This window comes from Synechocystis sp. FACHB-383 (assembly GCF_014698605.1).
Lineage (GTDB): Bacteria > Cyanobacteriota > Cyanobacteriia > Cyanobacteriales > Microcystaceae > Synechocystis > Synechocystis salina.
The window spans coordinates 84,809-98,871 of sequence record NZ_JACJTJ010000014.1; the positions used below are offsets into that span (position 1 = coordinate 84,809).

Annotated in this window: 9 protein-coding genes; 5 read left to right on the plus strand and 4 right to left on the minus strand. The window is 49.7% G+C overall.

The features are described from left to right. Window positions 1–151: 151 nt before the first annotated feature. From H6G45_RS03335 to H6G45_RS03345, 3 genes are all read left to right on the plus strand, one after another. Window positions 152–1,228 (plus strand): RuBisCO accumulation factor 1, encoded by a 1,077-nt coding sequence (locus H6G45_RS03335; RefSeq protein WP_190596592.1) that lies wholly within the window; start codon window positions 152–154, stop codon window positions 1,226–1,228. Window positions 1,229–1,303: 75 nt separating this feature from the next. Beyond that, window positions 1,304–2,566: a VWA domain-containing protein gene (locus tag H6G45_RS03340; RefSeq protein WP_190596594.1), complete on the plus strand. Its 1,263-nt coding sequence runs from the start codon at window positions 1,304–1,306 to the stop codon at window positions 2,564–2,566. Then, window positions 2,566–5,352, plus strand: a complete 2,787-nt coding sequence (locus H6G45_RS03345; RefSeq protein ID WP_206754986.1) for a CHAT domain-containing protein — start codon at window positions 2,566–2,568, stop codon at window positions 5,350–5,352. The genes H6G45_RS03340 and H6G45_RS03345 overlap by 1 nt, the downstream gene beginning before the upstream one ends. Before the next feature lie 47 nt (window positions 5,353–5,399). Here the strand turns inward: H6G45_RS03345 and H6G45_RS03350 are convergent, their stop codons facing one another. Further along, window positions 5,400–7,835 carry an HD family phosphohydrolase gene (locus H6G45_RS03350; RefSeq protein WP_190596598.1) on the minus strand — a complete coding sequence of 812 codons (2,436 nt, stop codon included), beginning with the start codon at window positions 7,833–7,835 and terminating at the stop codon, window positions 5,400–5,402. A 45-nt stretch (window positions 7,836–7,880) separates the two neighbouring features. Next, entirely contained in the window at window positions 7,881–8,888 is a 1,008-nt protein-coding gene (locus tag H6G45_RS03355) for a hypothetical protein (protein ID WP_190596600.1), read from the minus strand. A gap of 98 nt (window positions 8,889–8,986) precedes the next feature. On the opposite strand from H6G45_RS03355, the gene H6G45_RS03360 reads away from it, so the two are divergent. Both H6G45_RS03360 and H6G45_RS03365 read left to right on the plus strand, forming a co-directional pair. Next, window positions 8,987–9,631 carry a bifunctional 4-hydroxy-2-oxoglutarate aldolase/2-dehydro-3-deoxy-phosphogluconate aldolase gene (locus H6G45_RS03360; RefSeq protein WP_190596615.1) on the plus strand — a complete coding sequence of 215 codons (645 nt, stop codon included), beginning with the start codon at window positions 8,987–8,989 and terminating at the stop codon, window positions 9,629–9,631. A 271-nt stretch (window positions 9,632–9,902) separates the two neighbouring features. Continuing rightward, window positions 9,903–11,420, plus strand: a complete 1,518-nt coding sequence (locus H6G45_RS03365; protein WP_190596602.1) for an ammonium transporter — start codon at window positions 9,903–9,905, stop codon at window positions 11,418–11,420. Between the two features lie 308 nt (window positions 11,421–11,728). Here the strand turns inward: H6G45_RS03365 and H6G45_RS03370 are convergent, their stop codons facing one another. Together H6G45_RS03370 and H6G45_RS03375 are read right to left on the minus strand one after the other, a co-directional pair. Beyond that, complete coding sequence (locus H6G45_RS03370) at window positions 11,729–13,324, minus strand: diguanylate cyclase (RefSeq protein ID WP_190596605.1); 1,596 nt, start codon at window positions 13,322–13,324, stop codon at window positions 11,729–11,731. Window positions 13,325–13,618: 294 nt separating this feature from the next. Next, complete coding sequence (locus H6G45_RS03375) at window positions 13,619–13,930, minus strand: helix-turn-helix domain-containing protein (protein ID WP_347338240.1); 312 nt, start codon at window positions 13,928–13,930, stop codon at window positions 13,619–13,621. Between the last annotated feature and the right edge of the window lie 133 nt (window positions 13,931–14,063).

Here is a 14,063-nt window from a genome sequence, read left to right on the forward strand (position 1 = left end):
GGTGATGGGCCGGGAAGAGTTCACCTTGGCTAAGGTAAGTGTTTCCATGGCCATGCCAACAGAATGTTAAGTTTTATGTATGGGTTTAAGGTTCCTGGTACGCAGGATAATGAAAGTAGAGTAGTTTAATTGCCCAGATTTTTTGCCAACGATGACCCATTCCTCTGAATCCAATCCGACTTTGAGCGCTGCTGAAGCCGCTGAACTGATCCGTTCCCTGTTGCATAAAGAGGGTACCTGGGTAGATTGGGGCAAAAAATGTCAGCAATTGCAGAAGTCCGGTTACGGTGCTGAAGAAATTTTTGAGCAGTCCGGTTTCCAAAAAGTGCAGCAAAATTTGGTCATTGTGGCTAGTCAAGTCTATGAAAGTCTGGTTAAGCAGGGCATAGATGAACCAGTCTTGGCCTATTTTCGTGGTCCCAAAAGCGATGTGCTTTACGAGCTCCGCATCCTCAACCATCAACAAAGGGCGATCGCCGCAGTGGAGGCCCAACAGAAAAACCTGGCCGCCGATGAAGCGAAGGAATTGGCCAAAGCATTTCAGGAGTTTGGTTATCTGTCCCAACTGCCAGAAGGTTTTACTGACCATCCCGGAGATGCCCTAGCTTATCAATGTTGGAAATTGGCCCGGCAGAAAAAGAACTTACCGGAAAGAACCCGTTTAATCGTCAAAGGATTGAAATTCGCCCATTCCCCCAACGCCCGCCAGGCGATCGAAAAATTACTGACCGATTTAACTACCCAGCCCAGCCGGAAAGCGCCCCTGGTGCCCGTGTTTCGCCTCGAGGAAGACCAGGAAGCGGCCCGACTCATTCCAGTGGCAGGGACTTTTCCCCTCCAGCCCCAGATAGTGCAGGCAGTGCAACCCCTAGAGCAAGTGGAACCCTTTGGCTTAGTTAATTACCAAGGCAATGGAGCGGTGGTGCCGGTGCCCCAGTGGCAAGCGATTTTAACAGCGGTGGATCCGGTGGCTATTTTCTGCCAAGCAGGGGAAGTGTCAGAATCCTTAGCCCGTAAGGATGAACAGGTTTTAGTGGTGGTGGACCGCAGCCAAACAAACTGGAATGATGGCAGTTATTTTCTGTTCAGCCAGGGGGAAACGCTGGCAATTCAATGGTGTGAAACGGAGCCGGAAAAAGAAATTCTGGCCAAAGTGGTGTTGGTGCTACGGCCGAAGAAAATTTTCGATGCCAATAACCTGCGGGAACCCTGGCAAATGGATGATTAGGCCCGCAGTGCAGTTTCCCATCCCAGGGCAGAAAATCTTGCAGTAAGCTAAAGGAAAAAGTTTGAGTTGCTCCCCATGCGTATCGACCTTTCCTTGCTGTTAAGTGACCAAAATTTGGATGCTGGGGCCCCCACCAGTCAGCGGCAGTTGCGGGTAGCAGTGGCGGCCAAAGCGGACGAGGCCGATCGCCGGTTGCCCCTAAATTTATGTTTGGTGTTGGACCACAGCGGTTCCATGGATGGCCAACCCCTGGAAACGGTCAAAAGTGCAGCCCTGGGATTAATTGATCGCCTGGGGGAGGATGACCGGCTGTCGGTTATTGCCTTCGACCATAAAGCGAAAATTATTATTGAAAACCAACAGGTGCGGAACGGAGCGGCGATCGCCAAGGGCATTGAAAGGTTGAAAGCGGAAGGGGGCACCGCCATTGATGAGGGGCTAAAACTAGGCATTCAGGAAGCGGCAAAAGGCAAGGAAGACCGGGTTTCCCACATTTTTTTGCTCACCGATGGGGAAAATGAACACGGGGATAATGACCGTTGTCTCAAACTAGGCACCGTCGCATCGGATTATAAATTAACAGTACATACCCTTGGTTTTGGCGACCACTGGAATCAGGACGTGTTGGAGGCGATCGCCTCTGCGGCCCAGGGCAGTTTGAGTTATATCGAAAATCCCAACGAAGCATTGCAGACTTTTAGTCAACTGTTCCAGCGCATGAGCAGTGTGGGGCTCACCAATGCCCAGCTTTTGCTGGAGTTAGAACCCCCAGCCCATCTCGCCACTGTTAAGCCTGTGGCCCAGGTATCCCCGGAAACCATGGATTTAACCGTGCAAACTCAGGGGCAAAACTATGAGGTTCGTTTAGGGGATTTGATGACCGACCAGGAAAGGGTATTACTCCTCAACCTTTACCTAGACCAATTACCTCCGGGCAGTCACGTCATCGGCCAGGTGAAAATTCGCTACGATGACCCCGCTTCGGGCCAAACTAATTTGCTGTCCGAGCCTTTACCCTTGACCATTCAGGTGCAAACCCAATATCAACCAAGCACCGATGCCCAGGTACAGGAATCCATTCTCAGCTTGGCCAAATATCGTCAGACCCAAATCGCTGAAACTAAGCTCAAAGCCGGCGATCGCCAAGGGGCGGCCACCATGCTCCAAACCGCCGCTAAAACGGCCCTACAGATGGGAGATAAAAACGGGGCCACCGTCCTGCAAACCAATGCCACTAGGCTCCAATCCGGGGAAGATTTGTCCGAAGGCGATCGGAAAAAGACCCGCATGGTCAGCAAAACCACCCTCCAGGCACCGTCGTCCCCACCGTCGGAATAATGGTTTCCTCTGGGGCTATGGGAAGCAAAACCGCTAGGTTCTGGCAAAGGTTGATCGCCATTGGTCTGCTGTGGGGCGGCCTATGGATGGGGCCCACGGCCAGTCAAACCATGCCCAACAGCGATGCCCGCACTTTATACGAAGCTGGTGTAGAACAATTCAACCAAGAAAAACTTCCCGCCGCCATCGAATTGTGGCAAAGAGCCCTGGCAATATTTGAACAAAATGGCGATCGCCGGGGCATGGGGGACTGTCTCTATGAATTAGGCTTTGCTTACTATTGGTTGGGGGAATATGACCAAGCGATCAGTAATTACCAAGCAAGCTTACTGATCGCCGAAGAATTTGCCGATGTACAAAGACAGGGAACGCTATGGGGCTACCTTGCGGATGCCTATTTCTATGCTCCTGCCTACGCTGGACGCCAGGACTTGATTATCTCTGCGGCGGAAAAAAGTTTAACCCTAGCGGAAGCGAGCGGGGACTACCTGCGGCAGTGGTTTAGCCATCACCGTTTAGGGGAAGTACACAATGGTCTGGGAAATTATGCCCAAGCTCTGCACCATTACCAACGGGCTTTGGCAGTGGCAGAAATTCTTCAAGATCCCTCACTACAACGTTTAGCCCTTGCCAATGTGGGTTTAATCCATATCCGCCAAGAAAATTACCGACCAGCATTGGAAATTTGGCAACGGGAATATGGCCTGCGCCAGCAGTTGGGGGAAACGGAAGGGGCCGCCGAAAGTCTGCAACTTTTGGGTTTTGCGGCCTACTGGCTCAATGATTATGGCCAAGCCATTCATTACTATCAAAAAAGTCTGGAATTAGCCCGGGCCACTGAGCAACGGAAAACGGAGCAGTTATCCCTGGCTGGGCTGGGGGATGCTTATTATTACGTGGGGGACTATGCCCAGGCTCAACAATTTCACCAGGATAGTTTGACCATTGCGGAGCAGTTAGAAGATTGGGAAGTAATGGCAACCCTCTACAACGCTTTGGGCACCGATTATTACACCCTGGAACAGCCAGAAGAAGCGATCGCCTATTACGAAAAATCCTTAGATTTAGCCCAAAAGTTACAGTCCCGGGGCAATACCTTTGCCAATGCCCTATCGGGGTTGGGGCAGATTTATCTTGAACAAAATCAACCTTCCCAAGCCCTGGACTATTTTCACCAAAGCCTAGAAGTTTATCGGGCCATGGGTAATCGCTATAACGAAGGAGCCGCCCTCAGTAACATTGGCCATGTTTACCTCCAACAAAAACGCTATGACCAGGCGATCACCAATTTTCAACGACGTTTAGCCATTTCGGAGGAAATTGAGGAAATCCATGGCCAAGCCCAAGCCTTAGGGGAAATTGGTCTGACTTTAATACTGCAGAAGAAATATGCCGAGGCAGAGGCACCATTAAGGGCAAGTTTGGCCCTATCGGAATCAATCCGGGAAAAGTTAAAGGAAGATCAACTCAAAGTTTCCTTTTTTGATACCCAAGCTTCCGTATATCGCCTATTGCAATTAGTCCTGATTAAGCAAAACCGAGTCGAACGGGCCCTGGAAATTGCCGAACGGGGCCGGGCTCGGGCCTTTGCGGAATTGTTAGCCCAGCAACTAGACCCCCAGGATCGGCGGATTAACCTAGAATCCCCTGACTTAGAAACCATACGGGCCACGGTCCAGCGGGAACAGACCACAGTGGTGCAGTATTCCCTCATTGATGAAGTTAATCAACTTTATATTTGGGTCATACAACCGGACGGAAAAATCCAATTTCGCCAGACGGATCTGGGGGATCTAGAGCAATTACCCCAGGTGGATATTGGCCAAACCGTCACCCTGGCCCAAAGAGCGATCGCCGGTCAACGCCCCCAAGCACTATTGGCTAATCCAACCCCCCATAATCCCCTCTGGCAACTGGAGCAAATTTTGATCGAACCCATTGCGGATCTTCTCCCCCAAGATCCCAATCAAGCGGTCATTTTCATTCCCCAAGGCCCCCTCTTTTCCGTGCCCTTTCCTGCTCTGACCAATGGCAGGGGCGAAGCCTTAATTGACCGCCATATTCCCCGCACCATGCCTTCACTACAGGTTTTGGCCCTCACCCAACAGCTAGAAACAAATCTTCCCCCTCAAGTTGATTCTCCGAACAGTAAAGGCCACAAGTCTGACCTCATTGTCGGTAATCCCATCCTGGCGGATAGCCTGCAACAATCCCCCTATGGCCTAGGCAATCTCCCCCACGCCGAAGCAGAAGCAATGGCGATCGGGCAACTATTGCAAACTAAACCCTGGTTAGGGAAAGAAGCTACCCTGACTGCAATTATGCCCCAGGTGCCAGAGGCCAGAGTCATCCACCTTGCCACCCACGGATTACTGGACAATTTTCGCCAGGGGGGTCTGCCAGGGGCGATCGCCTTGACGCCGGAGGGAGACAATAACGGCTTATGGACCGCCAATGACATTGTGCAACTCCAGATAAAAGCAGAATTAGTGGTGCTGAGCGCTTGTGATACGGGGCGGGGAAAAATTACCGGGGATGGGGTGTTGGGGCTATCCCGGGCTTGGTTAACGGCGGGAGCTAAAAGTGTACTGGTTTCCCTCTGGTCTGTACCCGATGAACCCACGGCTCTGTTAATGACCAATTTTTACCAAAACCTAGCCCAGGGAGAAAATAGCGCCACTGCCCTTAGGGATGCCATGGTGACAGTCCGGCAAAAATATCCCCGACCAGTCAATTGGGCCGGCTTTACGGTAATGGGAGCCAGTGAGACCTTATCCGTACCATAGCTAGGGCCGGGGTAGATCGGCTTTTGACTAACTTAACTTAATCAACCTCAAAATCTGGTGGTGGAAGGGCTAGTTACCTGCACATCCAACGCCGCCTTGGGATAGGCAATCCTTTGGTGGTGGAACTGTTGCCACACCCGCACAAACACATCGGCAATAATAGGCAGTTCTTCGTATTTCAAGCCGCTATCCTGCAATTGGTTGTCCCGCCAGCGGGCTTTAAAAATACGGTTAACCATGGCCATAGCAGTTTCTGGATTAGCTTCCCTGAGGGAACGCAATGCCGCCTCACAACTGTCCGCCAGCATGACAATGCCCGTTTCCCGAGACTGGGGAATGGGCCCCGGATAGCGAAATTCTTCCTCATTGATCGGCGGTTCTCCGGCCTTTTCCGCCGCTTCTTTGGCTTGAATATAAAAATAAGAAATCAACATTTGTCCCTGATGTTCCGGAATAAAGTCCCGCACCACCTGGGGCAAACCATAACGTCGGGCCATCACTAACCCTTCGGAAACGTGTTTTTTGATAATGTCCACACTGACGTAGGGATCATTGATTTCGTCGTGTTTATTGGGGCCCCCCATTTGATTTTCGATGAATCCCAAGGGGTCGTGCATTTTACCAATGTCATGGTATAAAGTTCCGGTTCTGACCAGTTCAACGTTACAGCGCAATTCCCTCGCTGCCGATTCCGCTAAACAAGCCACAAATAGGGTGTGTTGGAAAGTACCGGGGGCCTCCTTGGCCAACCTTTGTAGTAGGGGGCAGTTGGGATTACTCAATTCCACCAACCTAGTGGGGGTCACCACGTCGAACAATCTTTCTAGGTAAGGGGAAACGCCGATCGCCATGGCACTCCAGGCTAAACCAAGTAGGCCATAGACAATGGCACTGGGGAGGGCCGTGTACCAAATAATTGTGACTGCCGACGCGTTAACAATTAGATATGTGAATAAATAAACTATGCCCTGGGTAGCGCCTACCCCCACCCCCAACAGGGCCAACTCATCCCGGGAACGGAGCTTGCTGGCAATCATACCTGCTAGCAAAGCCGCCGCCCCACTACCCAGCAAATATTCCCAAACGATGGATTCCATGGCAAAGGCGGATAATCCCCCCACCAATACCACTTGGGTGATGGCTAGGGTGGGGCCGTAAAAGCTACTGGTGAGTAAGCTAATGGCCGGCAGGTTATTGTAAATCGGATCAAGTAAAAATAAAACGGGTGTGCTAATACTGAGCAGGCAGAGGAGAATGTGATCTCGCCGCCGTAGGGGCCGATGGATGCGTCGACTCACCCCACAGAAAATGATTAAGGCTCCCCCCACTAACCCCGCTGTCCGCAGTAGACCCTGCCAATTGATCTGTCGTTGACTCAGGCCGTAGCCATCCAGCAAAACAAATTGTTCCTGGGTAATGGCTTCCCCTGCCCGCACAATTACACTGTTTTTCTCCGCGGATACCTTGACGGTTTCCATGGCCAATACGGCTTTTTCCGCTAGGTTTTTGGTGGCTTCCTTGTCAACAGTGAGATTATATTTATCCCTGAGTAAATTATTTAAGCTACCCTCCGCTACTTGGTGGGCTTGGGGGGGCAAAATGTTGCGCAAGTGGAGTTGCACTGTTTCCCCCAACAGAGGGGCTGTGATGCCCGCCGGAAGCCCTTGGGTGAGAATGCGGTCATGGACTTGGATAATGGTCTGTTGGGTAGTTTGCCAGGTGGGCCCGTCTAACTTCAACGCCCCTATTTGATTATTGGTAATCTGGCGATCGGCTTTAACCTCTGCTAAGCGAGCCGTCACCCGGCTATATCTGTCCTGGGCCGCTCTGATGCTGGTGAGCAAGCCAGCCATGGTCTGGGGGGAAGTGGTGGCTTTTTGTTGATCAAATAATTGTTGCAGTTTGGCCAACTGGGGGGAGGCCATGGGCAGAGGCTGGCCATTATTCAGGTAATTTTCCAACTGCTGCCATTCCGCTGGCCCCAGACTGCGGAGTAAGTGTTGCTGCTCCAGGGTAAAAATATTGGTGTCTATGTAGGGAAAGGTGCCCGCCAGATAACGAAGCTGATTGATGGCATCCAGATATTGGCTTCTTTGTTGCTTCAGTTGGGCGGTTAGCTCATTGTCCCGTTGTAGGCGGGGAATGGTGCCAGCCCGCACTTCTTTCCGCTTTTCCTCTGTGGTTCTTTCGTCCACAAAACTGCCATCTTCCGGAGCATAGATGGTGTAGGGGGATTCGGTCCCAACGCTGAGTTGGGGTTGGTTATAAAAACGGTAGCCCACTACCCCCGTGAGGGAAACCACAGTAATACCCAACATGACTGGTGGGTGGGCAATGCGGACAAACCTAGAGCGGTGGATTTTTTGCCAAATGGTTTCGTCCTGGGACGGGGGCACCGTTGTCCTGGGGGAGGGGGGGCTGGGCGAAGTGGACTTTTTTAGTTGGGAAACCACTGCTTGGCGGAGGGCAAAGATTGCTTTCATAGCACCAATGGGTGGGCAACAGCTGGAAAATGTTGGGCTATCCAGTTAGTTGCCGTGGGTGGGGAGGATTTGTCCATATTCCTGTTGAGAGACTAATTTTAGACTAGATCGACGTTGCATTCCCAACGGGGGGGCCACGGCCAAGGGAAGGTGTTCCTGGCCGGAACCAATGCAAAGCTGACCGGACCATCTTTGCCAAAGCCGTTGCCCCAAGGGCAAAAAGTTGGCGCGCACTGCGGAGCGATGGTCTGTTGTTAAGGCTTGTTGGCTAATCTCCATACCATTATAAGCTCCCACTAGGGCGAGGGTTAAGGGGGGTAAAATTCCCGGGTCAGGATTCAGGTCGGGGTCATTCGCTTGATTTTCGTTGGGAAGTGAGTCGACGATCGCCTTGGGGGGAGGCTGGTCCACGCTCTGTAATTGGCGAATAATCAACCGGGGTTGGGTGGGATTTTTACCCCAGAGATAAATGGCGGTGCCCACTACATCGACCCAGGGGTCTGGGCTTTGGCCCATGGTTCGGCGGGGGGCATGATTTTGCAAATATTCGGCGATCGCCGTTAGATGGTTAAGGAGCATGGGAGAGAATGTTGGGGCTGGGCCAATGGGCCACCATTTCTCCGGTTGCTTCAGCAGGACGGGCAACTGGGGGACAGTAAATCTCTCCGACAGGATGAGGGTCAATAACCTTTGCCACAGTAATAGGGCTGGCTGGGCCTGGGCACCACCAACCCATTCAGGGCAATGATTCTGACAAAGATGGCACCAGTGGGATAAATCCTGCCTAAAGCCCAAGGGATTTTCGTGGTGGTAGAGGGCTAAAACAATTAACCAATTTATCAACTGGGGCGGGGTAAAAGTCGGCTGGCGGGATAAAGCATTTTGCCAAAATGTTTGCGGTAAACAGGTTTGATAGGGGGAGGCCAATAAATTTCCCCAGGGTTCTTCCCATGGAGGCAAACTGTCTAGGCTTGGTTGACATTGCTTTTGGTCTTTTCCCCCCAGGGCCAGGAGTAAACAAGCTTGGAAACGGGAAAGGGGAGAAAGGGCCATGGTGGAGCGGTAATCTAAAACAGTATTAAGTATGGGAAATTTGTAGTTTGTCCATCGTTGATGATTTTGCCCACCCCCAAGGGGCCGCCATCGCTGCTCTGCGATCGCCATGGTTAAAAACGTTGCGAAAGCACCGGGCGATCGCCGTTATTCGTACAGATTCCCTCGACCTTAGTGTGCAATTGGCCAAGGTGGCCATCGAAGCAGGCATGGGGTTAGTGGAAATTACTTGGAACAGTGACCGGCCAGGGGACACCATTGCCCATCTGCGCTATCAATTCCCCCATTGTGCCATTGGTACAGGGACAGTGCTCTGCCGACAGGATTTGCTCCAGGCCATTGCCAGCGGGGCCCAATTTTGTTTTACTCCCCACAGTGAGCCGGAGTTAATTACCAGCGCTGTGGCCCATGGCATACCGATTATTCCCGGTGCCTTTTCCCCCACAGAGATTGTGCAAGCCTGGCAGAAGGGCGCCACCGCCGTCAAAGTTTTCCCCATTAAAACCTTGGGGGGAGTGGACTATATTCAAGCCCTCCAGGGGCCCCTCGGACAAATTCCCCTTATTCCCACCGGAGGGGTAACCTTGGAAAATGCCCAGGCTTTCCTGGCCGCCGGGGCGATCGCCGTTGGTCTATCCGGCCAGCTATTCCCGCCCCATTTAGTGGCAACCAAAGCCTGGACAGAAATTGGCGATCGAATCCGCACCTTGCTGAAGCAAATCCAGACCGCAAAGGCTTGTTAGTACAAAAAAACGATTGGACCCATGGCAAAAAGCCGGTCAGTCGGCAAAGTCCGCAGGTTTACACCGAATTTTCCATTTGAAAAGTAGTAAATCATACAGAAAACAATCATGTAAAAATTGAATACTCTAATGGTTTGATGTCCGAAAAAGTCTAGTTTCTTCTATTCTTCGACCAAATCTATGGCAAGGCACTATCACAGAGCTGGCTTAATAATTTGGGAGAAATGAGTGGCGGAGGACTTTCGTAGAACAATGTAGATTAAAGTACAAAATGTCTAATTCGATATTGTCTAAACTAAATGTGGGTGAGAGGAGTCCTGTTAATCGGACACATTCCTCGCGTATAGGGGCAGAAAAATCCTCTCTTTTTCGCTTTGTACGCCGTAAAATAAATTCCCCCTGGTTGGCCTGTGTTCCCTTAACGGCGCTGATTGTGGCGATCTGGAATGCTGCGGCGATCGCCCAAGATGTGGAGGTACTCGACATCACGGTGGTCAACGAGAGTGTAGCCACCCTCCAGGGAACCCTTAATGCCATCTGGATCTTGATAGCAGCCATTCTGGTCATTTTCATGAATGCCGGCTTCGGTATGCTAGAAACTGGCCTTTGCCGCCAGAAAAATGCCGTTAACATCCTGACTAAAAACCTGATTGTTTTTGCCTTGGCAACCATTGCTTACTGGGCGATCGGCTTTTCCTTGATGTTCGGCAGCAGTGGCAATCCCTTCTTTGGCTTCGGCGGATTTTTCCTAGCTGGTGACCACTCCAACTATGGATTAAGCCCCTTTCCCGAGGGCTTACCTGTGGCGGTGTTTTTCCTCTTCCAGGTTGCGTTCTCCGCCACCGCCGCCACCATTGTTTCCGGTGCTGTTGCTGAGCGGATTAAATTCAACGAATTTTTAATCTTCAGCGTTCTCTTAGTGGGTATTGCCTATCCCATTACCGGCCACTGGGTTTGGGATGCGGGCGGCTGGCTCTACACCATGGGTTTCATTGACTTTGCTGGTTCTACAGTGGTCCACTCCGTCGGAGGTTGGGCCGCCTTAGCTGGGGCATTCTTACTTGGGCCTCGTTTGGGTAAATTCGTCGATGGCCGCCCCGGTGCTATCCCCGGCCATAACATGGGTTTTGCCATGCTCGGTTGCTTAATTCTCTGGATCGGCTGGTTTGGTTTTAACCCTGGTTCCCAGTTAGCGGCGGATCAAGCCTGTGCTTACATTGCCGTCACCACTAACTTGGCTGCTTCTGCTGGTGGTATCACTGCCACGTTTACTTCCTGGCTCAAAGACGGTAAGCCCGATTTGACCATGGTAATCAACGGTGTTCTTGCTGGTCTGGTAGGCATTACCGCAGGCTGTGCCGGAGTATCCTACTGGAGTTCCGTAATCATTGGGGGCATTGCTGGCATCATTGTTGTCTATTCCGTTGCTTTCTTCGACAAAATCAAGATCGATGACCCGGTAGGTGCCCTTTCCGTTCACTTAGTTAATGGTATCTGGGGAACCCTAGCGGTAGGCTTATTTAACATGGAGAAAGGTTTGTTCTACGGCGGTGGCATTAACCAGTTAATCATCCAGATTATCGGTATTGCCACCATCGGAGCTTTCACTTCTATCTTCAGCTTTGCCGTATGGATTATTCTCAAACAAACCATGGGTATCCGGGTATCCGGCGAAGAAGAAATGATTGGTTTGGACATCGGCGAACATGGCATGGAGGCCTACACTGGCTTCGTTAAAGAAACCGACTCCTTTGGGGGAGCTGTTTCTAGTGCCGCTGTGTCTGAATAGCTCACTCTGGGTGGAAGGATAAATTTTATCCCTTCACCTACCGAAGACAAATTAATTTTCATCAAACTGGCAAAAAATAATAACTATCTCCAAGGGGGTCGGGTTCCAACCGCTCCCCTTTTGCTTTTGCTATTTGTTGGAAGAAATGGATAGTTAGTGGAAAAATTTCACCATCCAAAGAATGCCAAATTACCGAAAATCGCGGTAAAGCCCCTAGCTTTAGCTATGGGGAGATAAGGCGAGTGAGCATAGCGAAGAAATCCTGCGCCCCAACAAAAAGTCTAAATGCGCCTGCTGAAAACCCAAAATCAAATCCCTTCCCCTTCTTCTAAGGATAAATTTTTTATTGGTGACGGGTGGGATTTGCCATTAGCTGAAGGTTGGGTATCATCAAAAACCACAAACAAATTACCGTTTCGTTTGGCTTCATACATGGCAGTATCGGCATAATCGATTAAACGTTCATAATCAAACTGGTCGTAATTGCTGATCACAACACCGATACTAGTGCTAACAAGCAATTGAATCCCCTCCACCGTTAACGGACGGGAGAATAATCGATGAATGCGATCTGCACATTTTTTCGCATCATCGCCTGACTGGGTTGACTTCAAAACGATTATAAATTCATCTCCACTCAGTCGAGCAACCTGGTCACCTTCTCGCACACACTCCAAGAGGATTTCTGCTACCCGTTGTAGCACTTTATCTCCAAACAAATGCCCGAATCGATCATTAATGCTCTTAAATTTATTCAAGTCCAGCATCAGCAGTGCAAATACCTGATCACCATAGTTGTCTCCGGCATGGACATTCTGGTGTAGGTTTTCTAAAAAAAGAGCCAGGGAACGACGGTTAGGTAAACAAGTCAGACTGTCATGGTGAGATTCATAATAAAGTTGATCATTAATGGTCGCAAGGGATGTTATGTCGTTTAATAACCAATAGAAACCATTAATTTCACCATTGTCATCTCTTTTTTGGGTAGCTTGAATATCCACACTGATGGAAATACTGCTTAGGGATTGGAGTTGCATTGACCAACAATAGGGCACCTGCCATTCACTCTGATCTTTAACTATATTTTCCAGATGGTTTTCGAGTAATGAAATTTGTTGTTGAGGTGCATAGTAAATAAAAGGTTTTCCCCTTAGGGATTCTCTATTGGTGTTAAGCAAACGACAGGCATTTTGGTTCGCATCTTGGATTTTTCCATGGCAATCAACAATTAAGTAATTTCCAGGTAACAGCTCTAATAATTTGTGGTAGGAATTTTCGAGGATTGACTTTTGTCGATAAATTTTTTTATAAATTTTCCACAATCGTTGCTGATCCTGTTTCAGATCTGCTGGTGAGTCAACCAGGGTTAAGTTACGGGGGCAGTCCTGTTTAATATCAGCAAAAATACCGATGGCCTTTTCTGCTCTCAAATCTTCGAGATAACCAGGATAAGCCGTGCTAGCTTCTTTTTGATCGGTGAAAGGACCAAAGTAATAGGTTACACAGGGAATAATTGTGTGTACCCTCACCCACCAATTCGTATTCAGATAATGTGAATTTGTTTGGGTATCTTGGTCGATAATTTCCCCTGAATCTTCTTGACGAACACGATATCTAAAATCATCAATCATGTCTGGCATTGTCCGAAGAATTCTTTCCTCAATGACCAATCTTTCTTCAATTACGCCGGTATAGTCATGGACAGAGGTAAATTCTAAATCTTCGTCTGTTCTAACTTTATGGCGATTAGGAATTGTGCTCAAAATCTTGGCTTTGAGTTGTTGACGAAAAGAGGGCAACGATAGGGCCATGACATAGGGGTGGTCACGGGGAAAGTCTATCAAAAACTGATCAATTTCTTGTTCCACCACCGCCAGAGTTTCGTTTACAAGATAGGAGGACATTGCATCACACCAATTATTAAACTGGCAATAGTTGTACGACCGAATGGCGGGAAACTCTAAAAAAGCCAACGTTATGACTGGGTCTGATGCTCCAAGAAGCTTTAAGGCTTGCCGTCGCCGCAAAGTTTCTAGACAGTTTTTGAAAACATTTTATCCGGACTTAATCCAGAATTCCTCACCCGGTAATGGTGTGTCTATCTCTAAAGAACCTTTGCTTTTTTACTCATTATTCCCCACACCCAACCTAGTAAAAATATTGCTTTTTGTCTGTACGATCATGCTCTTATCCTTAGCTTAACCCCGACGAAAACCAAGTAAACGAATATATTCATCTTGTACTAATTGGTAGCATTCACAGCTAGTTTTTTTAAGGGCATCGTAGTCTAACAAAGTTATTCTTCCCCGACGATAAGCAATCATGCCGGACTGTTGCAGAGAGTTCGCTGCAATGGTTACCCCCGATCGCCTAACTCCAAGCATATTGGCGACAAATTCTTGGGTGAGGGGGATTTCGTCCACTTGAACACAGTCATGGACGGACATTAACCAGCGGGCCAGACGTTCTTCAATTTTATGTTGACGATTGCAGGCGGCACTCTGGGAAATCTGGGTAAGTCTCGCTTGGGCTGATTGACTGACAAAAGTTTAAGAGGACTCGTAGGAGTAGACCTGGAGAGTAAACTCAAGGGCATAAAGGCGGCGGTGGTGCTGACGACGGGAAGCCATAGCCGGTTGAGGG